Source organism: Nonomuraea recticatena, from assembly GCF_039533245.1.
In the GTDB taxonomy this organism is placed as follows: domain Bacteria; phylum Actinomycetota; class Actinomycetes; order Streptosporangiales; family Streptosporangiaceae; genus Nonomuraea; species Nonomuraea roseola.
In genome coordinates, this window is sequence record NZ_BAAATE010000034.1 from 43156 (window position 1) to 70028 (window position 26873).

A 26873-nucleotide genomic window follows, 5' to 3' on the forward strand; every position below is an offset into this window, starting at 1 on the left:
GGCGTGGCGAAGATCAGTCCTGGGGACCTGCAGCAGACGGACCTGGTGCGCATCATCTCTGACCTGATGGCGCGAGTGAAGGCGCTGGAGTTGCAGGCGGGGGTGCGGTCGGTGACGTTCGTCGCCGACTCCACCAGCACGTCGTCGACGACGCTGACGCGAATGGCGTGGACGACGTTCCCGCGTTCGGGGTCGTCGGTGACGGTCGACGTTTCGGTCACGCTGTCGGGTGCGACGTCGTGCGAGGTGGCGGTGCGCGCGGATGGGACGCAGATCGGCTCTCGGACGGTGACCGGGTCGGGGGTGGTGACGGTGTCGGGGTTCCTGCCTCCGGCGTGGGCGTTCGGCGCGCGCAAGGTGGTGGACGTGCAGGTGAAGGTCAACAGCGGGTCGGCGGCGGTGGCAGTGGTGGGTGGCTGGCATCGGTGATCGCTGGCCGCAACTATCAAACACCTGTATACATCGCGGCGAAGGGCCGGTAGAGCAGCCCGTCCAGGGCTGTTCGCCTCGACCATTCCGGGGGACATCATGAGTCAGATCTCGATCAACCAGGCCTGCGGCGATGGGTGCGCCGACCAAGTGACGATCAACGTGAACTGCACGTGCAAGCCGCCTTCGCCGGGGCCAGCCTCTTCCCGCCTGGCGGAGGCATCGCTGTACGGCTACGCAGCTTCCACGGGACTGCCGCCGCACGCCACCTACAAGCTGCACTACCCGACCGGCCCATTCCTGCTGGGTGCTACCGCGATTCTCCCTGCGGGCGTGTCTCTCGCCTCGATCGGCATCGGCGTCCTCGAATCCGGCGAGGGCGAGATGACCGGCCTGTCGCGGCTGGCCGTCTACATCGGCGGCGTCGCGGAGAAGGCGGGCCAAACTGAGCACCTACCCAACCTGTTCGCGGCGGGGACGACAGGCTGGAGGTGGGCCAATCTGGAGGCGCCGGTACCTGCCGCGGACGCGGACCGGGAGGTGTGGCTGGTGGCCCAGGTGCCGTCCTTCGCCACCCGCATGCCTACGTTCCTGTCTTCGGCCCCGCACATCGTGCCAGGGTTCGTCAACGGACTGCGCGCCCGCAGTGTCATGGTTCAAGGCCTTTCCCAGCTTCCGCCGATCTTCGACGGTGACGCGGTCCAGTTCACGCCTCGCTCGGAGATTCCGCTGATGGCTGGCCTCTCCACCCCAATCGCCCAGCCGTAGCGTCGCCGGTCGGAGCTTCCCATATGGGAAGCTCTGATCAAGGGGCGAGTCGGTGCATGTCGCGGCGGGCGCGGTGGGGCTGCTCGTGCACGTCGTCGGCGTAGTCGACGGCCGCCTTCAGGACGCGGTCCACGCTGCGCCTGGCTACACGGTCGATGGCCATGCGGGCGATGACGCCGCCCGTGATCCTGGCCGGCCCCGGGGGAAGGCCCTCCTTGGCGAGCTGCATCCAGACGAACAGCGCGCGCGCCTTCTTCTTGCCGGGCTCCTCGTCGGGGTACTCCTCGAGGGCGCGCTCCTTGAGCTCCTGAATGAACTTGATCATGGCCCGGTAGGTGTCGCGCCGTAGCCGCTCGTAGTGGTCGGCGAGGTCCTGCGGCAGGTAGAAGCTGACCGGCTGGTGGATGGCGGCGTGCTCGGTGACGTCGCCCTGCCCCGCCCGCTTCTGGGCCTGGACGGCGCGGTAGTGGTAGCGGGCGATGTCCAGCTCGGCGGGCGGCGCCTGGTCGAGCAGATCCTTCACCACGGAGGCGATCACGTCGGAGCAGGAGGCGGGCGGCCTGTCGTCGATGCCGAGCATGCGGAGCACCGGCCCCTTGGGGCGCAGGCCGGGCAGCGGCTTGTCTTGCTGCAGGCGGGCCCGCCATCGAGCGATGGTCGCGGCTTGGGCGGCGGTGAGGCGGCCGGTCGAGTAGTGCGCCAGCGGCGCACCCGCCTCCGGCTCGTCCTGGCTGAAGCTTTCCATATGGGAAGCTCAATGGAAGTGCAGGCCTGCTGCAAGCGGAATCGCCGGATTGCCGCCCCTCGGCGACGACGTAAGCCCGATTCGTCCCTATCGTGCCGCCTCGACATGGAGGACTGGCCTACGTATGGGGGTGCGGGATGGCCGAGCCGGACCAGAGCGAGCAGCAACAGACATGGCTCGTGGGGCAGGTGGCCGACACGCGGCGGATCGCCGAGCTCGGGTTCACCGAGACCAAGGGGCAACTCGCGCTGATCCTGCAGCGGATGGAGCAGGGCGAGCGGCGGCACGACGAGCTCGCGTCCACCGTGGCCGAGAACCATCGGATGGTCTCGGAGCAGCTGAACGAGCACGCCAAGAGCATCCAGGACGCGGCCCAGGACAGGGCGGCCGAGCGTTCCCGCCTCCAGACGGTGGCCGACAGCTCCAAGCGGTTCTCCACCTGGATGGCGATCGGCGTCTCCGCACTGTTCGGTGTGCTCGGCATCCTCCTGAAGACGTGGGCCTGACCCTGCTGACCTGGCACGGGCGACGTTAACCCCCCGCTCGTGCACCATCCGCGCTCGGACAGTCCAATCCCCTGCCGAAGGAGCCGACATGGTTCATCGAATCCCGGGCATCTCCGACGCCTTCCTACGCGCGGCCCGCTCTCTCCTGCAGAACATCGTGTCGGTCGCGGTCGTGGCCGGCGGCGCCGCCGTGGTGACTGCGGGCGATGCGACCGACGCGGGCACGCTGGGTGTGGTCGGCGGCCAGGCGGCGCTCGCCGCGGTGCTGTCGTACGTCTTCAACTGGGCGAAGCCGGCGTGGTTCCCGAACATCGGCGAGGTGAAGGTCCGATCCGGTCTGACGCTGGTGCAGAACCTGGTGTCGGGTGCGATCGTGGCGGGCGGCGCCGCGGTGGTCCAGGTGGGCGGCGGTGATCTGAAGACCCTCGCGCTGGCGGCGGGTCAGGCGGCGTTCGCCGCGGTGGTCGCCGCGCTCTACAACTGGAAGCGCCCGCTGGGGGCGGTTTCGCAGTCGTCGAGTGTGTGAACGGGCGTATGCCTGTTTATGATGAGCGCGCACATGGTCGCCGCCTTCGGGTGGGTGGCCGGGTCCTTCCTGGGGCTCAGTGCTTGTGCGCGGCGTCCTTCTAGGGGACCGCAGGGCGGCCTTTCGGGGTAGCTCCCTCTGTCGGGTGTCGCGCACCCTCAAAGCGCGAAGGGCCCTCCCCGGCCGTCTGGTTCGGGGTGGGCCCTATTCGCGTTGCGCCGCGGTTGGTTAGAGACCTGCGGAGACGGGGTGTGGTGACGGGGGTACGACTTCGCGGTGGTCGACGTGGCGGAGCATCCACTCGTCGAGGGCGTGGGCGGCCGTGGCCGGGTCTTCGGAGCAGGTGTCGTGGATGAAGGCCGGGCAGTTCGGGCGTAGTTCGGCCCACACCGCCTGTGGGTCGTCGGCGAGGTGGGTGATGTCGAGGTTGCCGTACCTGGCGGCCCAGCTGAAGACGTCCATGCGGAAGGCGTCGGCGAGGTCCTCGTCGGTGGCGCCGCGCATCTTGTCGGTCATGATGGCGCGGGCGACGACCTTGTTGACGGTCTTGAGGATGTCGAGAGCTTCGCGGGTGAGGCCAGTGGTGTCGCGGCGGTCGTCGTCGATGGTGGAGACGATGCTGAGCAGGCGGTCGACGGTGGCGGCGGCAGCGTTGGAGAGGCCGAGTCGGGCTACTTGGTCTCCGGTCATGTCGGCCGTGGTGAAGCTTAGGTCGAACCAATCGTTCGGCGGCTCATGGTGAGACATGGGGAAGGTGGTCTCCTGTGGCGGTGGCGGCGGGGTGGGGCCGCCGGCGGCTGCTACCGGGAAGCTGCGGATTCACGGTGGGCTGGGTGGTGTCTGCGTTTATGGGAAGCCTAGAGATCTTCGGGCCAGTTTTTAAGTGGCTGCTGCGCAGCTAGTTGAACCTGCATGAAGGTGAAGCGGCTCAGGTTGCAGGTGGGGTAGGCGGGGTGTATTGACGTGCGGTCGTGTGGGGCGATACGGTGATCTAGTAAATAACCCCTACACTTTGAGCGGTTAACGGGGGTGTCGCCTACGCTGCGCGACGCCCTAGGGATCTGCTCGAAGCCACGCCTCTCGCGGCGGGAACCTGCGGTCCCGGCGCGTGGGGTATAGCCCCAGGAACGGAGCTTTACGTTGACCAGCCCCACCCCGCCGACGTCGGTCGTCATGACGGCCGAGGTCGCTGCCGCGCTTCGCGCGCCCTTCCCGCCCGAGAAGATCGGGAAGCTGCCTCGCGTCACCTGCCGGAACTGCTCCAAGAACTACGGATCATGCTCCGAGCACGACAAGAAGTGGTGCGACGAGTGCAACGGCATGATCTCGCCGAAGCACATCCACCTCGACTACGTCGGCCACGCCGACACCACCGACCGGTTCCTCGAAGTCGACCCGGGGTGGAACTGGGAGCCGGTCGCGTTCGACCAGCGCGGCCTGCCCGCCTTCGACGAGCACGGCGGCCTGTGGATTCGCCTGACGATCGCCGGAGTCACTCGGCTCGGCTACGGCGACTCCCAGGGCAAGACCGGCCCCAACGCGGTCAAGGAAGCGATCGGCGACGCGTTCCGCAACGCGGGCATGCGCTTCGGTGTGGCCCTCGACCTGTGGCGCAAGGACTTCCCCGAGGCCGAGGAGGGGCCCCGCAAGGGCGGCCGCGCCGCCCCTGCGGCCGCCCTTGCCCCTCAGGTGGGTCCCGACCCCGCTTGGATCGTGGCCATCACGGCGGAGATCCACGCCGCGCAGACGTACGAAGAGATGCTGCAGATCGGCAACCGCATCGACGACGAGTTCCGCGCCGGTCGCCTCACCCAGGGCGACGACGTCGCCAACGCCATCGGCGCGATCTTCATGCCGAAGCGCGAACTGCTGCTCGCCGAGCGGAACGCCGCCCACCAGGCGCACCGCGAGGCCGTGGAGACGGAGACCGTCATGGGGGCGCTGACCTCATGAGCGCCAACGACGTCCAGGCGGCGGGCACCGTGCCCGCCGCCCCCGCGGCCCCCACCAGCCGGGCCATTGCCACGGAACTGGCCCTGGCCCGCTTCCTGGAGAAGCACAGGATCGGCACCGTCATCACCGACCGCATCAAGACCTTGAAGACCAACTCCGACGATGGAATGCCTCTGCTCGCCCCCGGGGGAACCGAGATCGCGCACATCGCCGGGCGGACATTCGCCATGGTCACGCAGCCGAAGATCGGCTACCAGCTCAAGGTCACCGACCCGGCCGCCCTCCAGGAGTGGGTGGAGCAGAAGGCCCCCACAGAGGTCGCACGCACCATCACCGTGGAAGTGAAGGCGGACGAGGCCGAACGTGTGATGGCCGCGCTCGGCGAACTGCTCGGCCCCGACCGCGCCAACCTCACCGTGGAGGTACGGCCCGCGTTTCTAGACCTGCTCGGCGAGGCCGCAGCCAAGAACGGCGTGACCGTCGACCCGCGCACAGGCGAGTTCGTGGACCTGCCCGGCGTGAAGATCGTCCCGACCAACCCCTCCCCCACCGTCAGGTTCACCCCGGACGCCGCCCAGGTGATCGAAGACGCCTACCGGGCGAACCTGTTCAGCGGTGCGCGCCTGGCCGCGATGCTCGCGCTCCCCGCCGCAGAGAAGGGTGACCAGTGATGGCCCGCAAGATCCGACGCGCCCGCGTCACCCCCGGATGGCACGAGCAGGCCGCGTGCAAGGGCGTCGACCACTGGGTGTTCTGCAACGACGAGGCGGAGCAGCGCGACGGCGAGCCGCGCCCGCCGTACAGCGACGAGGACGCCAAGTCCTACTGCGCGGGCTGCCCCGTGATCAGCGAGTGCCGCGAGGAAGCGCTGAGGATGCGGGACTTCTTCATGACGCGCGGCGGCATGAACGAGGACGAGCTGCGGGCCGAGCATCACCGCCGCCAGCGGACCAGCGCGGCCTAGCCGACCACTCGGCGAGGGCGACAGCCGCACGCTGCCGCCCTCGCCCTACACCCGCACACTCCCGCGACACGCCCGGGATGCACGAATACCCCTGCATCTACCTGGGCAAACGCGCCGCTGATCATCCCGACTGGACGCAAGCATCGCGAAGTGTTTTCGTCCGCGCGCACGCCCGTCACCCCGGTGCCGAGCGCGCACATCGGTCCCCCACCGACCAGAAAGACCCCCGCAGCATGCTGTTCGACTTCCGGAAGCGCCGCCGCGCCGACGCGGCTACGCCCGCCGAGCTGGCCAACTGGCGCCACTCCGACCAGGAGCTCGCCGACTGGCACGCCCTGCTCTCCACCCCTGACACCTTCACGCCCGAGGCCGGCCTCGCGTCCGCCCGGCGTCACCCTTACTCCACTGCGAGCGCCCGATGAGCGACTACTCCGATGGCGGCCGCATCGAGATCGACGGCCCTGACGGATTCCGGATGATCCCGGACACCCTCATCTTCAACTCCGTCATCAAGGACCTGGACGTGCGCCTGTACAGCGTCCTGCTCTGGCACGGCCGCTCCGGCAACGGCATCTTCCCCGGCCGCAAGCTGCTCGCCCAGGAGCTCAGCAAGAACAGCGTCCGCACCATCGACGGCTCCTTCGACCGGCTGCAGGAGCAGGGTTACCTGACCATCACGCCGCAGTTCGACGAGACCGGTGGGCAGGACCGCAACCGCTACCGGCTCTACTTCACCCCGCTGCCGCCCGAGCAGCGTCAGGCCACGGTGATCCAGCCCGCCATCGACACCCGCACCGTAAAAGCCCAGCTCAGCACCCCCGTGCAGAAAATTGCACGGGGGGTCGAGCAGGCGGCGGAGTCTGAGGGAGGGGGCGCAAAAAACTGCACGGGCCCCCGTGCAACGAATTGCGCGCCCCCCGTGCAGGAAACTGCGCACCTCAAGGGAAAGGAACTTAAGAGAAACAAAGATCAAGAGAAAGAAGACCTTCCTCCCGCCGCAGGCGGTCTACCTACAGGTGGTAGGGGCGCGGAGGCCGCGGCCGTTCCGGCCGGAATCGAAACCCCGGCAGCGACGAAGACCGAGCAGCCCGCAGCGAGCAGCGCGCCGAGGGTCGCCCCCGCCGCCGCGGTGTACGAGACGCTTCCCGAAGACCTGCGCCGCCGCATCAGCCGCAGCGCCTCCGGCAAGGTCCTGTCGGCGATCCAGCGGGAACTGGCCAACCGCAGCGTGCCCGAGCTCGCCGAGCGTGTAGAGCGCCGCTGGACCTGGTGGCTGCACACCGGCCAGCGAGTCAACGACCCGGTCGCCACCGCCATCACCCTGATCCGCGCCAGGCACTGCCCCAACCAGCGGTGCGAAGACGGCCAGGACCTCGACCAGGGCGACGCCTGCACCGCCTGCAAGGGCCAACCCGGCACCAGCAACACACCCCCACCGTCCCCGGCCGCTCCCGCCGCCATCCCTGCCGCCACTCCCGCTGCAGCGGGCGCCGTGGCGCCGACCGCCGCCGTGACCGCGACGCCGATCCCGCCCACCTGGAGCGACCGGCTCAGCGAGCTGAACAAGCTCGTCGCCGCCACCCCCGACGATGAGGACCTCCGCCCTCAGCCCCAGACGGCTCCCGTACAGCGCGGAGATCGCGCCCAGAAGGCGATCGAGGCCGCCAGAGCAGCGATGATCGCCAGGAAGCTCTCAGGCCAGGAGAGGGCGCTCCAGGCCGCCAAGCAGGTCCACTGCGAGAAGTGCGGCGCCGAGGAAGGCTTCTGGTGCGTCAGCGACGGCGTGGAGACGCCCGGCCTGGTCCACTCCGACCGCGTCGTCCGCTCCCGGACCGGCCAGCCCTCCGCCCACCCCGAGGACGAAGGGATGGTCGCCTGACCATGACCGCCACGACACGGACGGTGGGGGTGTGCGATGGATGACGTCCAACTCGCCCTCGGCGCGAACGGCCTCGTCCTGCTCGTGGTCACCCGCGACAAGGACACCCCCGCCGCGATCCTGGAGCGGGCCCACGAGTTCGCCAACGGCGACGACCTCGTCATACACCCGCCTTTCACGGGTGCTCCGCGGATCATCCGCTGGATGCGTCCCGCCGAACACAGCGACGACTGCCTGGCCTGCTACGGAGCAGACGGCCTCCACTACCAGGCCGCTCGCCCCAACCAGGGCGACGCGTTCCTCGCCGTACTCATCCCCTGCTCGGTGCTGGAGCGCACCGGCAGTACCGAACATCCCCCGCCACCACTGGAGGAGCGCGTGACCATCTGGCAGACCACCGGGTTCCAAGCGAACTCGGATGGGTGGCAGGCCGCCCACCTCGACGACTCGGCGCCGCGCGGCTTCTATCTGCGCCATGTGCCCGGCTGGCTCGTTCAGGAGGCCACCGAGTTTGACCGGGCTATCGGCGCGGCGGCTTCCAAGACGCGCATTGTCGCTGCCTACGCTCGGGGTGCCGAGCTTGTGCCCGTCGACGAGGCGGAGGACGCGTTCTGGATGCTCGTTCCGCCTGGGACGGACGAAGAGCTGCTGGAGGTGGCATACGCGAGTGAGCACGAGCCCCGCCCATCGAAGGTCGTCACCCGGCTCGTCCCCCGTCATCCGTCGCTGGGGGCGCTGTGAACGGCGAGCACGCGAGCGCCTCGGGCTGCGAGGTCGAGATGTCGTTCTTCGGGATCGACCTGGGCCGCTGCCACTGGAACGCCAAGCATCGGATCACGTTCACGTGCGCTCGCGGGTGCGAGCGGGATCCGCTGCTCGTCTGCGACTTGCATCACGAGGCGGCCTCCGACCTCGAGCTGAACGAGGTCTCCGTCTGCCGTACATGCGAGGCGGCGGGCCGGGCCGACGTCCCCATCAGCCTCCAGTCCTCCGAACCTCTCCAGGAAGGTGCCAGCCAGTGATCGTTACCGCAGACGTCGAGCAGCCGCGCGAGACGCCGAGTGAGGACGAGCGGGTGGCGGGCTATGTCGTCGTCGACGCCGCCCAGGCGGGCGACCAGTCAGGGTGGATGACGCCGCGCATGCGCGCCACCGCCAAGCAGGCCCATGACGACCTCGTGTTCTGGCGCGGTACGGCCAGGTCGGGGTCAAGCATGGACCTGCACGTGGCGAAGATCGTGCTCCTCGATCCGGGATCAGGTTCATCCGGTGTCCAGTAGAGGGCTTCGATCTTGGCGCGGCGGCAGTAGAGATCACTGGCGTGGCGCCGCGCGACACATCCAGCGCCGCGCGCGTCAGGAAGGCCTCGGCGCAGGCCCCATCCACACAACTCCCTGAGACCTTGCGGCCAGACCTGCCGCCCGGCATCGTGGACGCCTGAACAGGGCCCAGTCGGGGGGCAGGCTCACAAGGTCGACGGCAGGGAGCAGCATGGCCCCACGAGAGTCCTGGTTCGATCGGGTCATGCCCTGGGCGCTGTTCATCCTGCCCGCGATCACAGGCTGCATCTTGTGGATCAAGAGCGACAAGTATCCGCCAGAATTCGCTTACCTGTGCTGGTTGTGCGCCGTGCCGTGGGCGCTGATCCTGCTGTTCAACCACTACCGGCGCCCCTGACGCGCGCCGAGAGGCTCAGTACCCTCAGTGGGCGAGCTCGACGTCCAGGGTATGCCGGTCGCCGGCGTAGACCTCGACCCGGACCGCCGCGACGGCTCCCTCGCCGTCGACGAGCGCGGTCACCTGCTCCAGCACTGGCGTGCCCGGCGCGAGGCTGAGAAGCCGCTCCTCCTCGCTCGACGGCATCCGCGCGATCACCCTCGCCCGCTGCCGCACCTCAAGGCCCGCCCGCTCGATCAGGATCGCATCCGGGCTCTCGAGCTGGTGGGGCTCCTTCAACTCTGGGATCGCCTCGCTCACCCGGCCCGCGTAGTAGGTGTCATGCAGAGCGGCGCCGAGCGCGCGGCGCCGCACCACGACCCGCTCCCCCGGCATCAGGTGGGCGACGCTCGGGGGCGGCTCCACGATGCCGACGGTGATCCGCGCGCCGACCTCCCGGCCGCCAGCGCTCATGCTCGTGTCGACCGGCTGCCGGTCGTAGACGCGGACGAACACGCCCCGCCGCCGCTTGGGCTCCGCCACTCCCCGGTCGATCAACACCCTCAGCGCACGCTGAGCGGTGTTGCGGCCAACGCGGTAGCGGGCAGTCAGATCATGCTCGCTGGGCAGCTGATCGCCGGGCTGGTAGTCGCCCGCCTCGATCGCGCCGAGTAGCTCGGCCGCGATCTCTTCGAAGGCGTACCCCTCGGCGCTCATGCCACCCATCACTCCCTGCAGTCGTCGCTGGTGTGTTGCGACACCAAGAGTGCCAGCACATAGAGCAACGGAAGTACCGGCTGGAGCCATCAACGTCAACATCTCCCCTTGCACGTCTACACCCATCAAGTTACCTTGATGGGTGTAGACAGCCAATAGGCAACCGGAAGGCAGTGATGATGCACAACGCACTGATCCCTCCCCGGGAGCGCTGCCCCCAGTGCCTCGGGAGGGGATCCACCACCTACGGCGGATACGCCATCCACCGCTGCTGGGGCTGCTCCGGCAAGGGTCACCTCCGCGACTGGCACGCCCTCCAGCTCGCCGCTCTCCAGGCGGGCGCGCTCCTGTCCGCCTCAGCGGCCGGCGCCGCGGTCGTCGCGTGGGCGCACGGCGACATGGACGTCCTCTTCGCGACCGTGTCGGCGTTCTTCGAGGTGACGCCGTGACCTACGTCCAGATCGAGCGGCCCGAGCAGGCCGTCCAGCCCGACGACGACCTGGCCGAGCACGAGACGTCGGCCGCCGTCCCCGTCGAGGTCGACGAACCGGCAAGCGAGAGCACTCGGACAGAGTCCGATCGCCGCCCTGGCCGCGCCTCCGCCATGACCCGGGAGAAGGTCATAGGTGGCCTGTCCATCGCGGCCATCGCCGTTGGCGGGCTCCACCATGCGGCCGGGATCCCCGGCCTGATCGCCGGAGGAGCCGCGGCCACGGCGGGCGGCGTCGCCTTCGTCGCCCACCGCTACGGCAAAACCCGGTCCGGCCGATCGCGGGCCGAAAACCGTACCGGCACGGCCAGCCACGCCACCTCGGGCGGCCGCGCCAGCCGTCGCGGGAAGAACGCCAGCACCGCCAGCGCCTTCCCCTCCCTCGCCGGTGGCCGCGCCAGCCGATCCGGCAAGCGAGGCAAGGGCCTGTCCTTCGGGGGCGGTTCGGACCGGCCAGCCAAGTCCCGTCGAGACCGCACCAAGAACAGCACAGGCAACACGGGCAACGGGGGCACGGGCGGCGGGCCGAAGGCTCGAGGCGCCCGCAACCGCAGCGGCCAGTTCGCGGGCGCGGCCCGCAGGGCTGCCCGGTGGGCCGACAACCGCACCAACCACCGCCTCTCCCGCGCATGGGCGGCCCGCCCCCGCCTCGCTCAGCTGCGTGAGCGGGCCCGCGCCCGAGACGAGGAGATGGCCTCCGGCCTGCGCGCCCTCCTCACGAAGATCCGCCACTGGCTGCGCCTGCCCGCCCGCCCCACCGACAACGCCCCCGCCTCCGACAACAGCCAGACCACCGACAAGCCCACCCCCGACACGCCCCCCGCCGACAAGCCCCGCCCCGCCCCCCAGGCCGCGCCCACCAGCGCGCGCCCGGCCACCAGGACCGGTATCCGCATCACCGAAAGGAGCACCACCATGAGCGGCAACCCGCTGGTCGTCGTGTCCGCCGAACTCATCCCCGCCGCCGCAAGCTGGGCGACCGAAGACATGATGGTCGTCGCCCACGGCCTGGACAGCCTCGGACAGTGGCCGTACTACAACGCCACCGCGCTCGGCACCCTCACCGGCCGCCTGGTCGAGGAGTACCCCATCGACGGCGTCGTGATCGAGGCGCTCCGCGAGCTCTACACCGAACAGTCGAAGCTGATCACCCGCGCCAACGAGATCGGCCCCCTGTTCCGCCGCGTCCACCGGGTCGACATCGATCGCCGCGAGAAGCCCCGCCGCGGCGAGCGCAAATGGAACCTCTGACCTCGCCCTACCAGCACGTACACAGCACAACCTGAAGGAGAGCAACATCGTGGCCGACACCCGCCAGCGCGCCCGCCGCACCGAGGCCGCGCCGAGCGACGTCGTCATCTTCGGCCCAACCGTCCGGACGACGCTGGCCGTGGCCGCCACCGCCGCGGCCGGCGACATGTTCGGTCTGCCCGCCTACTGGGCATCCGGCGCTGCCCTCGTCGGCGGCATCGGGACCGCCCTCGCTGACGTGCGCGAGGGCGCCAGCCCGGCCGCGCTGGTCTACCGCTTCAGTTGCTGGTGCGGGAGCGGAGCCTGGCTCACCTACGCCCTGCTCGACACTCCGTGGAAGCTCAACACGTGGGCTGCGCTCGGCGTCGGCGCGCTCACGGCGGCCGTCCTGTCCCGCATCCCCGCCCGCGACGGGGAGCGCATCCGCGCCGCCACCACCAGCAGCGCCCTGGTCCTCGGCTCCAACGCCCGCCTCGCCCAGGAGTGGGAGGCGCGCATCATGCGCGTCGTCCACATGCGGGTCCGCATCGAGGAGGTGCAGCGTTGGAGCAACGGCGCAGGCTACAGCCTCCTCGTCGACCTGCCCTCCGGTGGCGCGACCCGCGACCGGCTCGCCAGCGCCGAGAGCAACCTCGCCTCGGACGCGAAGCTGCGCAACGGCTGCGGCGTCGAGGTCACCAAGGGCCCCAACCGCGGGTCGGCGTGGATGCACGTCTCCACGATCAACCTGCTCGGCGAGATCCTCGACTACCCGGCCGAGTACGCGCCCCGCTCGATCCTGGAGCCCGTCTACCTGGGCGGCTACCGCAACGGCGCCCCGGCCAGCGTGCCGCTGCGCGAGTTGGCCGGCCTCATCACCGGCCAGCGCGGTTCTGGCAAGACGTCGCTGCTGCACGCCCTCACCGCTGGGGTCGGCCTGTGCACCGACACCGTGGTCCTGCACATCGACCTCAACGGCGGCGGCATGTCCCAGCCGTGGCTGGACGCCTGGTTAGAGGGCGAAGTTGACCGGCCGCCGCTCGGCTGGGCCGCCTCCAACATGGACGAGGCGCTGCTGCTGTCGGAGACGATGCTCGCGATCGTCAAGGACCGCAAGAGGTCCACCCGGCGCATCAAGAAGCAGGCCAACGCCTCCCTGCTGCCGGTCTCCGCCGCCCTGCCCTACTACCTGATCATGGTGGACGAGTCCGCCGAGGCGATGAGCCCGACCAGCAACGACCCCCGCGTCGCCAAGCTGCGCGCGAACCTGGAGGAGATCCAGCGCATCGGCCGCAACGAGGCCGTCAACGTGATCTTCTCCGGCCTGCGCGCCACCGCCGACGTCGTCTCCCCGAACGTCAAGAAGCAGTCCGGGTTCCGCGTCGGCATGTTCGTCCAGGACGAGGAGGAGCTGTCCTACCTGTTCGGCTGGAATAAGGGCATCAGCCTCGACGACCTCGACGGCGCCGGATGCGGATTCGTCCAGTTCGACAAGGACCGGCCCCGCCCGTTCAAGGCCGCCTTCCTCCAGCCGCTCCAGATCGGCGAGATCAGCACGACCATCTCTGCCCGCCGTACCGACTTCGACCCGCGGGCCATCGCCGTCGCCCGAGCGCTCACCGGCGACGCGTTCGACACCCGATTCGACCGGATGCGCGCCGACTTCGCCGACCCCGAGGACGACGACGACCTCGACCTGCTGCCGCTGCCTGCCCCGTCCGCGCCGGGGCAGCTGCCGCAGAGCCCGCTCGCCCAGGCCGGTGGATTCCCGCTGGCGTGGGAGAACCCGAACTCCATCGCCGCGCAGGCCACCGCCCCCAAGCAGGTCGCGCTGTCGGCGGGTGGCGGCGAGGTGCCCGAGGTCATCGCGGCGGCGCTGGCGGTCCTGGACGGCCTCGGCGACGACCGTATCCACTCGGCGGACCTGGCCATCGCCTTGGGCACCACGATGGACAAGCTCGCCGCCGCGCTGCGGCCCTTCGGGGTGACGACCCTGCCGAACAAGTTCGTCCGCAACGGCAAGGACCGGCGCGGCTACGACCGCGCCGACCTGACGGCGGCTGCGGAGCGTCACCGCAACCGGGGCGGCCAGGAGGCCGTCTTGGTCGGCGCCGCCTCCCCCACGACTCCCCCGAGCGACTCCCCCACCCCTCCCCTGGGGGAGTCCCCTACCCCTCCCACCTCCCCCGGGGGACCCTAAAACCAGCCATGACCTGCACATACGCGCCGTCGTGGGGGAGTTGGGGGAGCCGTCCGCAGCCCCTCCATCCCGCCCGGATCACCCCGCAGCCCCCCATCTGGCCGTACTCCCCCGGGGGAGTACGGCCCGGCCCTTCACCGAGATGGCCCGCCACCTCCTGAAAGTGACTGAAAGTGATAACTCCCGTGTTGGAAGAGACCCCCAAGCGCAAGCTGCACGAGGGCCACATCGCGGCCGTGCTGTTGGCCGTGGCCGCGGGCGGCTACCTGCTCTACAACAGCGTGTTGGCCTCCTACGAGGCGCTGATGCAGCTCGCCACCCGCATCGGGGTGCCCGAGCCGTGGCGTGTCGCGCTGACCGGCGAGATATCGCTGCTGGTCATCGTGGTGTGGGACATCGTCTTCACGTGGTGCCGGTGGGAGGCGCCCGTGCTGCGGTGGATCGCCCGCACGCTGACGGTCCTGTCCGTGGTGATCAACGCCGCCGCTGGCTGGCCTGACGTGCGCGCCATGCTGATCTTCCTGCCCGCGCCGCTGGTCATCTTGGGCATCGTCGAGTCGATCCGGCACGTGCTCCTGCGCAAGCACCGCACCCGTGAGCCGATTCCGTTCGCTCGCCGCTGGCATCACCGCGAGGAGTCGAAGGAGCTGCGCCGGTTCATGGTCAAGTGGGAGATCAACTCCTACCGTCAGGCGCTGGACATGCAGCAGCAGATCATGGCCGCCCGCAAGCGGCTGGAGGTCGCGCTCGGCGCTGACTGGCGCTGGAACGCTGACGCTGACTTGGTGTGGATGCTCGACGACGCCGCCCCGGCGACGCTGGACCTGGCGCTGACTCGGGTGGAGGAGATCTACGCCGAGCACCAGCGGGCGCGCGCTGAGTCCGCCGCTGACGCTGAGGCCGACGACATCATCGGCGCGCTCACTCGCGCTGACTCAACGTCCGACGCTGGCGCTGGCGCTGACCCGGCACCCGCCGCTGGCGCTGACAACGCCGCCGCGCCGAACCCGGCGCCGGGCTCCAGCCCCGATCCTGGCGCTGACACCAAGGAGCCGCCAGCGCCGACCCCGCCGCCGAGCAACCCCGACCCAGCACCGAAGCCCAACCGCAAGCCCAAACCGACGAACAGCGACAGCGCAGGCAAGGGCGGCAAGAAGGCCCTCGGCCGCGCACTGTGGGACGAGCGGATCGCCGCAGGAGGGCCACCCCCGGAGACCGCCGAACTCGTCGAGCACACCGGCGCCGGCGAGTCCACCGCCCGCGGTTGGCGCGCTGAGTGGATCGCCGAGCTGGAGGAGTCAGCGGTCGCCGCCGCCCGACCCAGCGCCAACCGTGCCAGCGCTGACACCGCCGCCAGCGCCGCTGAGTCGACGACTCCGACCGCCAGCGCCAGCGCTGAGAAGAAGCCGGGTGCGCTGACTCAGCGCCAGCCTGCCGCCGCTGAGATCACCGCTAAGGCCAGCGCCAGCGCTGACACCGTCCTGTCATTCAGCGCTGACCCCAGCGCTGGCATCGACGACTTCAGCGCCGAACTCGGCGCTGAATCCAGCGCTGAATCGAGCGCGCTGGACGACATGTTCGCCAGCGCCTCAGCGCGCTGACCGATCCAGTCTCAGACGGAACCCCAGCCACGCGAGAGGGGCGGCAACCGATACAGGTTGCCGCCCCTCTTCTTTGCCTGTGCTGGTGGTCAGGGGCCAGCGATCGAGACCGCCTGCCCGCCGAGCGCCGACTGCGCGAGGGGCGGCCAGTGATGCGAGGGGGGTGTCATGGGACAGGTTTATACCCATTCGATCCGGTCCGAGGCGGAGATGCCTGAACCGGCCAAACCCGCAGCCCGGCTCGTTCCAAAGCGTGCGCGTCCGGCCCGCCGAACACCTCAAGCGTCCGCCATCGCGCCGGTTCAGCGGGCGGCCACCGCCTTGACCGGCACCCCGGCCCGCTCCAACGCCTTCCGCACCCGCGAAAACGAGCAACCAAGCTCAGCCGCCACCGCCTTACCCGACCGGGTCCTGGCCAGCATCCGCACCAGCACCTGCGTCTTCGGCAGCCGCTTGATGCCCGCCGCCTTCAACGCATTGCGCACCCTCGACTGCGTGCAGCCCAACCGGACGGCCAGCACCCGCACCGACCCCGCCTCGTCGAACATCTCGGCCAACTCATCCGCGTCCGGCAGAGGCTTGCGGCCATACCCCATCTCGCGGAGCTGCCGCCGCACGTGCCCTTCACAGAAACCGGTCAAGATCGCGATAGACGGCACCGTCCACCCCTGATCAGCCAGCGCCGCCGCCTGCTCCCGGTCGAAGCGGCTCCGGCCCGCCAACGTCGCCCCGCCCAGCCGCAGGGAGCCACCCGCTTCCGACACCATGTTGCGAACCGACTGCGCCGCCACCCCGTACCGGGAACACAGCACGCTCATCCGCTCGCCCGCCGCATACTCCGCCACCACCGCCTCCCTCACCTCCGCAGGAATACGCCGAGGGCTGGAACCCGTAGGCCGCAGCGGGACGCCAGCAGCGACCAGCACGTCATAGATGGCCGTATGCGACCAGCCGAGCCGCCACGCCACCTCCCTCACCGACAACTCGTCCTCGAGGTACAGGCGCTTGGCGGCGTCGACGTCGTCGGCAGGCCGACGCTTGGGGGAGTTGCTCGTCATGCCGGGCACCATGTCGGATTCGGCCCCTAGTGTCCTGCGGCGACGCAACCGCCCGCCGCATGTACGGTCCCGGCCATGGCACGCGTACGCCTGACCAGCGGGTTGACCCAGAAGATCGCCGCCCTCGTGGCCAGCAGGGTCGACGAGGTCGCCGACGAAGTCGCCTCCAACGCGCGCGCCGGCGCGCCGGACGGGAAGGTGTGGCAGACCGACGCGGACGAGCAGGTCCGCCCCTCCCACGCCGAAGCGCACGGCCAGCTCATCCCCGACAACGTGCCGTTCCGGCTGCCCCGCATGCAGTACGTCAACAAGGGCCGCGGCCGCAACGCCAACCCGGCAGGCGGATGGACGAAGCTGCCCGGCTGGGACCTCGGCGATCGGCCGCGCGACGAACAACTGCCCTTCCACCAGGTCGTGAACTGCCGCTGCCGCAAGATCGACCTGCCCGGCGCGGTCGCCGCGACCGTCACCACCAGCCCGGCCAGGCCGTCAGGCCGGACGGTCGCCGCCAGCGTGTCCGTCGCCTTCCCCCGGGTGGCCGAGTCGGAGTACGCCGACCAGGACGGCGGCTGGTTCAACGCGGCCGCCCGACAGGCCGCCGCCGCACACCGGGCGAGGCGACGTTAGCCCTTCCACCCGCCAACATCAGCCCGACCAGGCCCAGCCCGACACCCTTGGAGATCGAATGTCCCAGCTCGTGAAGATCACCCTCACCAACCCTCTCGGCAGCAAAGACTCCGAGGAACTCGGTCTCGAGCGGCGCGTCCACGCGACCGGCGAGACGATCATCTTGAAGGAGCGGGAGGCGATGCGGCTCGTCGGCGTGGGCTACGTCCTCGGCGCCGAGCCGGGCAACCCGGCCACCATCAGGAAGGCGCTCACCCCGGTCAAGTCCAGGCCGGCCGCCGCGCAGGCCTCGAAGGGCGAGTAAGAGGGATGCGCTCGCTGGCTGACGCCGACCCGATCCCGGCCGCTCTCGCCCACCTGCAGGGCAGCACTCGGCTCGCGGCCGAGCTGGGCGGCATGGACAGGGTCGGCGCGGCCCACAAGCCGCCCTATCCCCGCCTCCGGGTACGGCCCGTCCCTGGAGGAGTCGACGACCTGCTCACCGGGGCCACCAAGACTCTCCTGAGGTTGGAGGCGCTCGACAGCGTCGAGGCGCCGGTGGGCGACGGGCAGCTACGCCGCATCCTGTACACCGCCCTGCAGGAGCTCGCCGCCCTCCCGGCGCTCCCTCGGGTGGAGGGCGAGGTGGTGATCACGGAGGTCGCTTCCCGCGTCGGCGGCGGCCCGGTGCCAGAGGCGGACGGGCGCGGCCGCTACATCGCCACCGCCGCCATCGACTGCCACCCCGGATAAGGCCCCTCACGACCTACTCAACTTGCTCAGTTGAGCTGGGAACGGCTAGGCACCGCGGCCTATCGTTCGTACGTGAGGGGTTTAGAGGAAACGAAAAGCGCGGCAGAGCAATTCAGCCGTACAGGCTGGCGGCTCATAGGTGTCGCCGTCGTACTGCTGAGCACCGCAGGAGTCTTCTGGCTCGGGCAACGAATCCCGTGGCTGTCTCTTGTCCTTGGCTTCCTTCTTCTCGGTGCTGTGCTCTTCGTGGTCGACCCAACCACGGACGATGAGCCTCCGCCCCCTCCTCCAGGGGACCGGGATCGGCGCTATATGCACAGGGATCGGAGCTATCGATCTTCAAGGGATCGGCACCGGGACATGTGGCGCGGCCGTTGGAGTGACGGCGACCCGTACGAGCCGATCAAGCAGGTGGGCGTCCCTCTGCGGCACATGTTGCTATTCGCGCTGCTCTGTGTCGCTGCTCTCGCCTGGATGATCCAGAGTTTTAGCGGCAGCAGCGCGCCCCCACACCCCACACCGCCTGTCGTCACGGTCACCGCAACGGTCACCGCCACCACTGCTGCTAAAACCTCCCAGCCCGCAGCAGCCGAACAATCGAGCTCCACCAAGCCAACCGACTGGATTGGGGCATTGGCAGCAGCGCTCGGAGCAGTTGGAGGCGTCGCGGGCGGCATCGGCGCGATCTTGGCCGCCCGAGGCTCGATGCTTTCCGCACGAGCAGCGCTTCTCACGGCGGAGGCTCAGAAGAAGCCTCCAACATCGTAGCTGTCGGACGAGCCGCAGCAAGCATCCCTACAGCAGGCCGAGCTGCTCGCCCATCCCGCCCGCCGTGGCCACATCCAGCGCGGCCGCCATCGCCCGCCGCAGTCGCCGGCACTCCCGGCACTCCCGATGCTCCGGCCGGTCAGCGCGGACGATCAGGTTGTCGCCGACGAGGGGGTGCCCGCGGATGCATTCGTCCTTGCGGGCGTTGACCGCCGTCACCGACCCGGAGCGGAGGTTGTTCTCCTCCTGGGGGACAGCCCGCCAGTGCCCGGGATTGCCGCACCTACGGTGCGGGCAACCGGCCTTCTTCTTGCAGTAGTCGGGGTGGTGGCACAGGTGGTCGACTTCCCACCCGGGCGGGATCGGGCCGTGCACGGTCGGGTAGACGACGAGATGCAGGAGCTTCGTCTTCCCGCCGACCGAGATGATCGGGTAGCCCTTGCTGTTCGTCGGCCCGTTCGTGGGCCAGCACGGGCCGAGTTCGGGCGCGTGCTGGGGAACCGTCCCGGCCATGTCCACCCGCTTGAGCCAGCGCGTGCCGACGACTGGAACGGCGAGAGTCGGTGTGGCGAGCGCGCTCATGCGTTCGATGGTGACCTACCAGGCCGACAGGATCCAAGCGTTCGAGGCTGATTTCCCGCCCGATTTGGGGTGTCGACATTACCGAGACGCGCGCGGACGGATAGCGTTTCGGGCGCCCGCCCCTTCGGTTCGACGGCCAAGGGGCGGGCGAAATGCATCCGTCCGAACGAGAGGCTACCCGTTATGCCTGTCACTACCTATGCCAACCACAAGGGCGGCGTGGGCAAGACCGACGAGGTGGAAGGACACGCAGCGGCGCTCGCCATGCAGGGCCGGCGCGTACTCGTCGTGGATCTCGACCCTCAGGGCAACCTGTCGCGGCGTATGGGCTACCAAGAGCATGAGCTCGAGTCGCGGCCCACGATCGCCGAAGCCATCCGCGACCACTCGCCTAAGGCATTGCGCGCGTCCTTCCTGCCTTGCCAGTGGGAACCGACGTGGGCAGACAACATCACGCTCGTGCCTTCCCGGATCGAGTTGGAGGAGCGCATCAGCGAGGCCGGTGTGCCGCTGTCGTGGCAGCGACTGCACAAGTGCCTGGCGCCGCTCGCGGCCGAGTTTGACGACGTGTTGATCGACACGCCGCCCACCATCGGCCATCTGCTACACCTCGCGCTGGTCGCCAGCGACCACGTGGTGGGTGTCACCACCCCCACCTACGACGCCGTGCGCGGCATCTACCGGCTCAAGAGCTTCATCGAGAATCCCGACCAGCGGCAGGGGCTGGGGTTGCGCTGCCAGATGATCGGCATCGTGATCAACATGAAGCGCTCGCAGGTGATCAACCACGAGCAGCGGACGGAGTCACTCATCGCCAAGTTCGGTGATCTGGTGTGGACGCCGCATCTGCCACTGCGTGCGTCGATCGAGGACGCAAGCGAGCGCGCTGAGCCTCCGCAGAACGCGGGGATTGAGGTGCGGCAGATCTTCGATTCGCGCGTCGGCAACTACCTGAAGGCGGTGGCGGCATGAGCGCGGCGGCACGTAGGCCTCTGCCGGACGTTGAGGACGACATCAACCTCGATCGCGGCGTCGGACCGACCGCGTCTAGAACGGCTTCTGAGCCGCCCCCTGAGACAGGCGGGGCCCAGGAGACGCAGGAGGCGGTTTCTGGCCGCGAGCGTGAGCCTGAGAGCCGCGCAGGCGACGACTGGATGTACGACGAGGAGCCGCCTCGCACACCCGAGCCGCCAAAACGGGACAAAGCGGACACCTCCCGCGCCGGGGGTCGAGGACGGTCGCGGCGTACGGCGGCCGCACCCGCCGCGGTGCAGCTGTCCAAGAGCCAGCGCGACGACTGGCGTTGGCGGCTGCGCTCCCTGTCGGGCAAGCTCCACGCCGACGAGGCGGCCTTGAACGAGACCGCGGACCGGTGGGACCGGCTGGTCGCGGAGGCGCGTAAGGAAGGCGTCCCCGACACCATGATGCTGGTGGCTCTCATGGACGCAGGGGTGGAGGACCCCCAGCGTTACCTGTGACCCACCCGATCATCTAAGGGCCCCCGATGCTCCCCCAGCAGTCGGGGGCCCTTCCATGTCACCACCACGGCGACAACCCCACTCCCCCACCTCTGAAGCGACCGCTTAGGGCAGCGACACGGTCCTCCACCAACCACGATGCCAATGGCGTGTCTCTCCCACGATTCCGGTACGAGATCCGTTACCCTCGCGCGCGGGTACGCGCGTACCCGCGCGCGTACCCGCGCCCGTACACAGCAGAGTCCCTCTTCGGGTCACCAGCCTGTTGGTGACTGGTGTCTACAGTCGCTCACGTGCCAGGTCGAATACGAGACCAGATATGTCAGTGCTGCCGCGCATAATCCGTCGTATGAGCACGCAATCGGCTAACCGGCAGGCCCCGGCCCCTCGCACGGGCTCACCTCTCCGACCTCCTCCGCCCTCTCGTGTGCCTACGCCTGTGGAGCCGTACATGCACCTGGTGGGGGAGCGGCTGATCCTGCTCACCCGCTCCGGATCATGGCGGCATGATCTGCGCGCCGCCTCCAACCCGCACGCCGACGATCGCGGCCGCCTGGTGATCCGGCTCATGCCGGAAGCGGAGTGGTATCTGCTGGCCTCGACGGGCCGCTTCTCAGACGGCACCCTGCACAGCAAGATCGAGACGCACCGCGCCGACCGGGTGTGGGTGGAAACCCTTCAACCCGCTACCGGGGACGCCTCGATCCTGATGTAGTCGATAGCTGGGTCGAAGTCGCTGGCCCGCAGCGCAGCGCGGACCACCGTCCACGCCCGCCCACGGCCGCCCTGCTCGACCACCTGGTCGGCGGCCGCCACCGGCCACCACGAAGGATCACACGCCAGCACCCACATGCCAGGACCCGTCTCCGGGTCGCCGTCGACGTCAGGCCGGGACACGATCCGGCCCGGCCGCACACCCTCCACCGCGCCGAGGACACCCGCGACCGGGGTGCCGTGCCCATCGACGCCCGCCGTACGGCGGCGCAACCCCATCGACACGTTGGCGCCGATCACAGCCATGCCACGCCCGTCTCGATCGGATGCGGGCCCCGGCCGGGCGCCTGATACACGGTGTGGCTCACCCACTCGTCGAGATCGGCAAGGGTCGGGGGAGCCCCCGCAACCCCCGACCCTGCCGTGACCTGACTGGACTCGTAGGTGACGCCCTGGCCCTCGACGTTGACCGCCGACTGGAGCCGAACGCCTTTCTCCTGCGCGATACGACGCACGATCGGGCTCGCGGCCGCCGACCACAGCACGAAGCGGGCCAGCACGCTGCCGTACCGGCGATCCGCGTCAGGATCCAGCCCGGCCCGGTAGACGATCGTGTACGCGCCGGTCAACGCGCCGTTGACTGGATGCGTCTCCGCGGTGGCCGACAGCACCTCAATCAGCGGCCCGTGGTTGAGGAGCCATCCGCCGCGCCCGTCCGGGACGACACCGCGCTGCGTGAACGTCTCCGGGGTGGGGGAGCGGTTCAGGTGGGCGGCAGCTTCAGCGAAGCCGTCCGCGATGGCCTCCTCAATCGCCGCCCGCATGCCGGCGTCCAGCAGCGTCGGCAGCCCGGCCCGTACCGCGACCTTCTCGGGCGTCACCAAATCCACCACGCACCCTCCTCTCCCGTGCTGGGTCGATGTCGGGTCTCTTGGGCTGGTCTCCTCAAATTGGCGAGAGCATCCCGGCCTGCGCGGGGCGGGCGAACATTCAGGTCCCCACCGTTGAACGTCGCCCGTCCCGCCAGCCCTGCCGGGCCCCGCGCCCCTCGTGGAGGGGAGGGAGCGCCAGCCCAAGAGCCCGTTTTCCGCGCGACCTCACCGAGCGCCCTGCGCGAGGTTGGTGTCACCCCCCAGAGACACCAATCCCGCCCTGCTCCCGGTGAGACCGCGCGAGCTTCTAGTCGGCCTGCTCGGCGGCGCGTACCGCCGCCAGGTCCTGCCGGATGTGGTTCGCGTGCCCGCGGTCGATGTGGACGCCCGCGTTCCTGAACAGCTGCTCACCGAGGATGCCGTTGGCGCCCGGCATGTGGAACAGGCGCACGATAGGCCGGGCGACGATCACGTATGAGAACTGGGCGCCCGGGTCGTGGAACAGCTCATCCGGGTCTGCCTTCTCCTTGGGCTGTCCGGCAGGGTTGTCGCCCCACACCAGGTCGACGAACTCACTGCCCGGCGTGGCCAGCATCCGGATCTGCGGCGTCGGCCCAGGATCGGGAGCGGGCGGCTCGGGCCGGGCGGGCGGGTCGAGCGGCGCGGCCTGCGTCGGCGCGGCAACAGGGCCCGCCTCGTCGACGGCCGGAGTCGGCGCGGCGGCGGGCTGCTCGGGCTGGCCGGACTCGACCGGGGCCTGCTCGGCGGGCGGAGCCTGCTCGCCGGCGCTGGACTTTCTACGGGTAGCCGTCACCGCTGCCGTCCTCTCTCAAAGGGGTCCTTCGTCGATGTCGCCGCTGACCTAAGCACAGCGTTGCCCTTACGTCGCTCCGGCCTCCGAGGCGGCTCCTCGACGTCTGCTGTAGCCCTTCAAGTGGGCGCCGTTGATGATCGTCCACACGTACTGCGCCGAGGTGCCTTGATCGTCGGCGATGGCCGCGAGCGTCCACCCCTGCCCGCGCAGCTCCCGCATACGGTCGTGGTCGTACTTGCGGTGCGAGCGGCGCGGCTCCAGGCCCGCCTTGGCCACCACCTTGTGGATCGTGGCCGACGACGTACGGCACTCGGCGATGATCTGACTGTTGGACTTGCCGCGCCGCCAGGCAGCCAAGATCCTGCGCCGCTTGTCCGCGCTGACCCTGCTGGCGCGCGGCGCCCTGCTGTCGCGCATCTGCACGCCCGCCTCGCGCAGAAGGACATGCACGCGGCTGCGTGAGTAGCCGCTCAGATCGGCGATGTCCTGCAGCGTCTTGCCCTGCGCATACAGGGCACACGCCTTCGCCAGGTTGAAAGGACTCCGAGGGTGCGCGGCGGGGGAAGGACGCGACAGGCTGCCGGGCCGGTGCGGTCGGCCTCGGTGCGAGGAGCCCGCGCGGACGCGGGCGCCAGGAGGGTTCGTCGTCATGGCCGCGGACGGTAGCAAGATCAGCGCCTAGCGTCCCTGCGCCTGCGGTACTCGCGCAGCCGTATCCCCCGCAGTGGTCGAACACACTCCGGTCGCCACTTGAACTAGGAGCAGGTACCGAGGTCGGAGGGCATCGCAGCACTTCAGCTGCCGCCGACCATCGCCGCGCACCATACTGAGACATGACCGGACAACGCCGCCCGCAACCCGCCTTACGTTCAAACTGGGCGCCGCGGCCCTCCGCCCGAGCCATCAGGCAAGCCGTGAGCCGACCACGCGCGCCGTCAAGGGTGCGGCTCCGGAACGTCCGCTGGAACGTCCAGTGGTGGGCCGCCATCGGCACCGTTCTAGCCGGGCTCATGTCCGTACCGGCGCTGGTCATCTCCACCAACGCGCTGAGGATTAGCGAACAGCAACGGATAGACGCCCTCACGCAACGCACGGAGGATCAGAAGGAGCGAACAAGAGCAAAAGTGGCGGAAGAAGAGGATAGGAAGGCCGCCTTCGCTATGCGGGTGGTCATGTGGAACAACCTCCCTGGTGACACGGTCCACAGCCTTAACGACCTACAGAACGTCACCATCCGGAACGGCAACGCACAACAGGCCATTGTGGTCATTCGCATGACGTCGGACACAACCTCTGAAGAGGGCCGATTCCTCATCCCAGTGCCACCCTGCTCGCAGGTGGCCTTGCGCGACCCAGCAAAGCCGGAAGGCGAGGACTCCGAGTACTTCGTCGTCAATACGCTCGACAAGGGGAAGCTCTGGCCCCGATTCGGCCACGACTCCGAAGCCCCGCGAGGGACGTTTGAAGACTTCATAGCGGCTGGCAGTTTTGGGCTCATCTCGCCTACGAACAGCATCAACGTGACTCCTTGCACCTGATCGTCAGCCCACGAGACCAGCACTCCACCCACTTGGTTGGTGGCCACCGGGTCCAGGGGCTGTGATCGCTGTTCTCCTCAGGGGGCGGTGGTGGCGTGGCCAGCCGCGACGAGAGCCTCGCCGAGACTCGCGCCGTCCGCTGACGTGATGGTCGCCAGGTAGCGGCCGTACCGCTCCTTGCGGTCCCGGAACGTCCGCACTGTCAGGACTGGCCCGTGCTCGGCCGCCCATGCTCGAGTGAACTCCGCGGCCTGCTCGCCCTTGCCTTCGGCTGCGCCGAGCTCGGGCGCGTACACGCCGACCAGGCGGGCGCGGATCTTGTGGCTGGTGCCGAACCCGAGATCGACCACCAGGTCGAGGGTGTCGCCGTCGACGACCTTGGCGACGGTGGCGGCGTACACGTACAGGTCCGGCCCCGGCGCTGCCTGCGCGCCCTTGGGCTTGATGCAGCGGCAGTTGGTGGGGTGCTTATGGGTGGCAGCGTCCGCCCCCGTCGCGGGGGCGGACGGCTGATCTACCTGCTCGCTCACGCAGCCACGTAAGGAGTGAAGGAGCCGTACACAAATGACTCGGGACGGTCGCAGGCAAGGCCAATCCGCTCAGAAGCCTTGATCGTTACGGTGCCCTCGATGAAGTTGTGACCATGCTCCGTCGAGGCCTGGACGACCACGGTCTCGCGGTCGAACAGCTTCGCGCCGTACCCCCACGCCCCGAGCAGGTACTTGCCCTGCACCATGGCCGGGGTGTCGATGACGTTCAGGCGCCACACCCTCTTCTCGGCGCCGATCGCGACCGACACGGCGACCCTGTAGCCGCCCTGCTTGTCCTCCTCCAGCTCGATGTCCTCGAAGTCGAGCGGGTGCATCACGACACCGGACGGGTCGTAATAGCTGAGGATGGCGCGAGTGAGGGCGCGGCGGACCTGGGCGGTCTTCTTGTCAGAGGCCAGACCGGTGTAGAGCTGGATGCCGGGCGTCTGGGTGATGCCGAGCAGGTTCTCGCCGACGCCGTCGCCGAAGAGGATCTGCTCGTCCTCCTTGAGCTTCACGCCGTCGATCAGGTCGCGCTCCAGGATGCCGCGCAGCCTGGACTCGTCGGCGAGGGTGTTCTTGTGGATCGTCTCGTAGTGGCCGATCTCCGAGATCGGGCGGGTGTACGGAGTGAACTCGATCTGCGAGCGCGGCGCCCTACCCCACGTGTCGGTCGCTGCGCCGGTGGGCGCGCTGATGCCATCGGCGGCACGCCGCTCGGGGATCATGCCCGCGTTGTTGACGAACCCGGTCTGCCGGACACCAGAGATGATGTTGGCTTCGGTCCGCTCGGCCGGGAACAGGTCCCGAACCCGGTTGGGGCGGCGCTGCCGCTCCGAGATGCCCATCTCCTGCGCGGTACCGAACGCGGGCGTGGTGTGCGTACCGCCAGACAGGGTGAACAGGTCCTTGGCCTCGAAGGAGTAGAGGCCCTGGTCGATGGTGACGACGCCGCGCGGCTCGCGGAAGTCGCGCGCCTTCATCTCCTGGTAGGCCTCGGACTCGATGAACGCCTGCGACAGGCTCTTACGCTCCATGCCATGGGCGCGCTGAGCGGCCAGAACCCCGGCAACCGGGGAGGCTTCCGGCTCGGCCAGGTAGGACAGGATGCCCGCGGCCTTCTCCTCGGTGACCAGTAGCGCCTGGAGCTGCTCGGCGCGGTCGACCGACTTCAGATAGTCGGAGTGCATCTCCTTCGACACGACGAAGTGGCCGCGGCCGGTTTCGTCCTTCATGGCGTTCTGGATGCGCTCGATCTTGGCGCCCTCCTCATTGAGGAGGCCCTTCAGTTCCTTGATCCGCGAGTTGGTGACGGTGGCAGTCATCTGCCTCTACCCCCCGGTAATGGCTGACATCGGTGTGCGTTCGTGTGCGATCCGCGCCCGGTCAGCACCGGGACCCCCGTGATCAAGGCGGCAAGCTAGGCGAAACCCGCGCTTACGTCGCAGGCCCGCCGTTAAGGTGATCAAGCTCGGGGGTTGGAACGTCCCAATGTGG

Annotated in this window: 35 protein-coding genes; 24 read left to right on the top strand and 11 right to left on the bottom strand. The window is 69.3% G+C overall.

From position 1 onward, the window contains the following. Positions 1-3: 3 nt before the first annotated feature. Both ABFX50_RS41045 and ABFX50_RS41050 read left to right on the top strand, forming a co-directional pair. Complete coding sequence (locus ABFX50_RS41045; protein ID WP_346154466.1) at positions 4-429, top strand: hypothetical protein; 426 nt, start codon at positions 4-6, stop codon at positions 427-429. Positions 430-528: 99 nt separating this feature from the next. Further along, on the top strand, positions 529-1197 hold the full coding sequence (locus ABFX50_RS41050) for a hypothetical protein (protein WP_346154467.1): 669 nt from the start codon (positions 529-531) through the stop codon (positions 1195-1197). A 37-nt stretch (positions 1198-1234) separates the two neighbouring features. Here ABFX50_RS41050 and ABFX50_RS41055 read toward each other — a convergent pair whose 3' ends face one another. Then, on the bottom strand, positions 1235-1942 hold the full coding sequence (locus ABFX50_RS41055; protein WP_346154469.1) for a hypothetical protein: 708 nt from the start codon (positions 1940-1942) through the stop codon (positions 1235-1237). A 137-nt stretch (positions 1943-2079) separates the two neighbouring features. Between ABFX50_RS41055 and ABFX50_RS41060 the strand changes: the two genes are divergently transcribed. Both ABFX50_RS41060 and ABFX50_RS41065 read left to right on the top strand, forming a co-directional pair. Further along, positions 2080-2448: a hypothetical protein gene (locus ABFX50_RS41060; RefSeq protein ID WP_346154471.1), complete on the top strand. Its 369-nt coding sequence runs from the start codon at positions 2080-2082 to the stop codon at positions 2446-2448. Positions 2449-2536: 88 nt separating this feature from the next. Continuing rightward, positions 2537-2974 carry a hypothetical protein gene (locus tag ABFX50_RS41065; protein ID WP_346154473.1) on the top strand — a complete coding sequence of 146 codons (438 nt, stop codon included), beginning with the start codon at positions 2537-2539 and terminating at the stop codon, positions 2972-2974. Positions 2975-3202: 228 nt separating this feature from the next. Here the strand turns inward: ABFX50_RS41065 and ABFX50_RS41070 are convergent, their stop codons facing one another. Continuing rightward, positions 3203-3664, bottom strand: coding sequence for a hypothetical protein (locus tag ABFX50_RS41070; protein WP_346154475.1), 462 nt, complete (start codon positions 3662-3664; stop codon positions 3203-3205). A gap of 450 nt (positions 3665-4114) precedes the next feature. Here ABFX50_RS41070 and ABFX50_RS41075 point away from each other — a divergent pair, with 450 nt between their 5' ends. From ABFX50_RS41075 to ABFX50_RS41115, 9 genes are all read left to right on the top strand, one after another. Continuing rightward, positions 4115-4927, top strand: a complete 813-nt coding sequence (locus ABFX50_RS41075; RefSeq protein WP_346154477.1) for a hypothetical protein — start codon at positions 4115-4117, stop codon at positions 4925-4927. Further along, positions 4924-5598: a hypothetical protein gene (locus ABFX50_RS41080; RefSeq protein WP_346154478.1), complete on the top strand. Its 675-nt coding sequence runs from the start codon at positions 4924-4926 to the stop codon at positions 5596-5598. Before ABFX50_RS41075 ends, ABFX50_RS41080 begins: the two co-directional genes overlap by 4 nt. Beyond that, positions 5598-5891, top strand: a complete 294-nt coding sequence (locus tag ABFX50_RS41085; protein ID WP_346154480.1) for a WhiB family transcriptional regulator — start codon at positions 5598-5600, stop codon at positions 5889-5891. Before ABFX50_RS41080 ends, ABFX50_RS41085 begins: the two co-directional genes overlap by 1 nt. A 233-nt stretch (positions 5892-6124) precedes the next feature. Further along, entirely contained in the window at positions 6125-6313 is a 189-nt protein-coding gene (locus tag ABFX50_RS41090) for a hypothetical protein (RefSeq protein WP_346154482.1), read from the top strand. After that, positions 6310-7770 carry a hypothetical protein gene (locus ABFX50_RS41095; RefSeq protein WP_346154484.1) on the top strand — a complete coding sequence of 487 codons (1461 nt, stop codon included), beginning with the start codon at positions 6310-6312 and terminating at the stop codon, positions 7768-7770. The genes ABFX50_RS41090 and ABFX50_RS41095 overlap by 4 nt, the downstream gene beginning before the upstream one ends. A gap of 36 nt (positions 7771-7806) precedes the next feature. Further along, positions 7807-8511: a hypothetical protein gene (locus tag ABFX50_RS41100; RefSeq protein WP_346154486.1), complete on the top strand. Its 705-nt coding sequence runs from the start codon at positions 7807-7809 to the stop codon at positions 8509-8511. Beyond that, positions 8508-8792: a hypothetical protein gene (locus tag ABFX50_RS41105; protein ID WP_346154487.1), complete on the top strand. Its 285-nt coding sequence runs from the start codon at positions 8508-8510 to the stop codon at positions 8790-8792. The genes ABFX50_RS41100 and ABFX50_RS41105 overlap by 4 nt, the downstream gene beginning before the upstream one ends. Continuing rightward, positions 8789-9049 carry a hypothetical protein gene (locus tag ABFX50_RS41110; RefSeq protein WP_346154489.1) on the top strand — a complete coding sequence of 87 codons (261 nt, stop codon included), beginning with the start codon at positions 8789-8791 and terminating at the stop codon, positions 9047-9049. The genes ABFX50_RS41105 and ABFX50_RS41110 overlap by 4 nt, the downstream gene beginning before the upstream one ends. 211 nt (positions 9050-9260) lie before the next feature. Next, positions 9261-9446, top strand: a complete 186-nt coding sequence (locus ABFX50_RS41115; RefSeq protein WP_346154490.1) for a hypothetical protein — start codon at positions 9261-9263, stop codon at positions 9444-9446. A 24-nt stretch (positions 9447-9470) separates the two neighbouring features. Here ABFX50_RS41115 and ABFX50_RS41120 read toward each other — a convergent pair whose 3' ends face one another. Next, positions 9471-10142 (bottom strand): GntR family transcriptional regulator, encoded by a 672-nt coding sequence (locus tag ABFX50_RS41120; protein ID WP_346154492.1) that lies wholly within the window; start codon positions 10140-10142, stop codon positions 9471-9473. Positions 10143-10318: 176 nt separating this feature from the next. Here ABFX50_RS41120 and ABFX50_RS41125 point away from each other — a divergent pair, with 176 nt between their 5' ends. From ABFX50_RS41125 to ABFX50_RS41140, 4 genes are all read left to right on the top strand, one after another. After that, the gene (locus ABFX50_RS41125; RefSeq protein ID WP_346154494.1) at positions 10319-10591 is read left to right on the top strand and encodes a hypothetical protein; all 273 of its coding nucleotides are present in this window, start codon (positions 10319-10321) and stop codon (positions 10589-10591) included. Then, positions 10588-11883, top strand: a complete 1296-nt coding sequence (locus tag ABFX50_RS41130) for a hypothetical protein (RefSeq protein ID WP_346154496.1) — start codon at positions 10588-10590, stop codon at positions 11881-11883. Before ABFX50_RS41125 ends, ABFX50_RS41130 begins: the two co-directional genes overlap by 4 nt. A gap of 49 nt (positions 11884-11932) precedes the next feature. Beyond that, a complete protein-coding gene (locus ABFX50_RS41135; protein WP_346154498.1) occupies positions 11933-14062 on the top strand; it encodes a hypothetical protein in 2130 nt (709 codons plus the stop codon). A gap of 185 nt (positions 14063-14247) precedes the next feature. Beyond that, positions 14248-15663 (top strand): hypothetical protein, encoded by a 1416-nt coding sequence (locus ABFX50_RS41140; protein WP_346154499.1) that lies wholly within the window; start codon positions 14248-14250, stop codon positions 15661-15663. Between the two features lie 302 nt (positions 15664-15965). On the opposite strand, the gene ABFX50_RS41145 is transcribed toward ABFX50_RS41140, so the two are convergent. Beyond that, positions 15966-16721 (bottom strand): hypothetical protein, encoded by a 756-nt coding sequence (locus ABFX50_RS41145; protein WP_346154501.1) that lies wholly within the window; start codon positions 16719-16721, stop codon positions 15966-15968. Between the two features lie 75 nt (positions 16722-16796). On the opposite strand from ABFX50_RS41145, the gene ABFX50_RS41150 reads away from it, so the two are divergent. Genes ABFX50_RS41150 through ABFX50_RS41160 form a run of 3 tightly spaced genes read left to right on the top strand, consistent with a single transcriptional unit; the run spans position 16797 to position 18080 of the window. Further along, the gene (locus tag ABFX50_RS41150) at positions 16797-17348 is read left to right on the top strand and encodes a hypothetical protein (RefSeq protein ID WP_346154503.1); all 552 of its coding nucleotides are present in this window, start codon (positions 16797-16799) and stop codon (positions 17346-17348) included. 58 nt (positions 17349-17406) lie between these two features. Next, positions 17407-17652, top strand: a complete 246-nt coding sequence (locus ABFX50_RS41155; RefSeq protein WP_346154505.1) for a hypothetical protein — start codon at positions 17407-17409, stop codon at positions 17650-17652. 5 nt (positions 17653-17657) lie between these two features. Then, a complete protein-coding gene (locus ABFX50_RS41160; protein WP_346154507.1) occupies positions 17658-18080 on the top strand; it encodes a hypothetical protein in 423 nt (140 codons plus the stop codon). A gap of 795 nt (positions 18081-18875) precedes the next feature. On the opposite strand, the gene ABFX50_RS41165 is transcribed toward ABFX50_RS41160, so the two are convergent. Continuing rightward, a complete protein-coding gene (locus ABFX50_RS41165) occupies positions 18876-19430 on the bottom strand; it encodes an HNH endonuclease family protein (protein ID WP_346154509.1) in 555 nt (184 codons plus the stop codon). 183 nt (positions 19431-19613) lie between these two features. On the opposite strand from ABFX50_RS41165, the gene ABFX50_RS41170 reads away from it, so the two are divergent. The 3 genes from ABFX50_RS41170 (at position 19614) to ABFX50_RS41180 (ending at position 21623) form a co-directional block, all read left to right on the top strand. Further along, positions 19614-20402 (top strand): ParA family protein, encoded by a 789-nt coding sequence (locus tag ABFX50_RS41170; RefSeq protein ID WP_346154511.1) that lies wholly within the window; start codon positions 19614-19616, stop codon positions 20400-20402. A gap of 296 nt (positions 20403-20698) precedes the next feature. Beyond that, entirely contained in the window at positions 20699-20908 is a 210-nt protein-coding gene (locus ABFX50_RS41175; protein WP_346154513.1) for a hypothetical protein, read from the top strand. A gap of 451 nt (positions 20909-21359) precedes the next feature. Beyond that, positions 21360-21623, top strand: a complete 264-nt coding sequence (locus tag ABFX50_RS41180; protein WP_346154515.1) for a hypothetical protein — start codon at positions 21360-21362, stop codon at positions 21621-21623. Here the strand turns inward: ABFX50_RS41180 and ABFX50_RS41185 are convergent. The 4 genes from ABFX50_RS41185 to ABFX50_RS41200 form a co-directional block, all read right to left on the bottom strand. After that, complete coding sequence (locus tag ABFX50_RS41185; RefSeq protein ID WP_346154517.1) at positions 21587-21928, bottom strand: hypothetical protein; 342 nt, start codon at positions 21926-21928, stop codon at positions 21587-21589. The two genes, ABFX50_RS41180 and ABFX50_RS41185, sit on opposite strands and share 37 nt — an antisense overlap. Then, positions 21919-22515 (bottom strand): hypothetical protein, encoded by a 597-nt coding sequence (locus tag ABFX50_RS41190; protein ID WP_346154519.1) that lies wholly within the window; start codon positions 22513-22515, stop codon positions 21919-21921. The genes ABFX50_RS41185 and ABFX50_RS41190 overlap by 10 nt, the downstream gene beginning before the upstream one ends. A gap of 286 nt (positions 22516-22801) precedes the next feature. Further along, on the bottom strand, positions 22802-23308 hold the full coding sequence (locus ABFX50_RS41195) for a hypothetical protein (protein ID WP_346154521.1): 507 nt from the start codon (positions 23306-23308) through the stop codon (positions 22802-22804). Between the two features lie 66 nt (positions 23309-23374). Beyond that, positions 23375-23959 (bottom strand): hypothetical protein, encoded by a 585-nt coding sequence (locus ABFX50_RS41200; RefSeq protein ID WP_346154522.1) that lies wholly within the window; start codon positions 23957-23959, stop codon positions 23375-23377. 263 nt (positions 23960-24222) lie between these two features. Between ABFX50_RS41200 and ABFX50_RS41205 the strand changes: the two genes are divergently transcribed. Continuing rightward, positions 24223-24846: a hypothetical protein gene (locus tag ABFX50_RS41205; protein ID WP_346154524.1), complete on the top strand. Its 624-nt coding sequence runs from the start codon at positions 24223-24225 to the stop codon at positions 24844-24846. A gap of 77 nt (positions 24847-24923) precedes the next feature. On the opposite strand, the gene ABFX50_RS41210 is transcribed toward ABFX50_RS41205, so the two are convergent. Both ABFX50_RS41210 and ABFX50_RS41215 read right to left on the bottom strand, forming a co-directional pair. Beyond that, entirely contained in the window at positions 24924-25376 is a 453-nt protein-coding gene (locus ABFX50_RS41210; protein WP_346154526.1) for a thermonuclease family protein, read from the bottom strand. Then, the gene (locus ABFX50_RS41215; protein ID WP_346154528.1) at positions 25373-26701 is read right to left on the bottom strand and encodes a phage major capsid protein; all 1329 of its coding nucleotides are present in this window, start codon (positions 26699-26701) and stop codon (positions 25373-25375) included. Before ABFX50_RS41215 ends, ABFX50_RS41210 begins: the two co-directional genes overlap by 4 nt. Positions 26702-26873 lie beyond the last annotated feature (172 nt).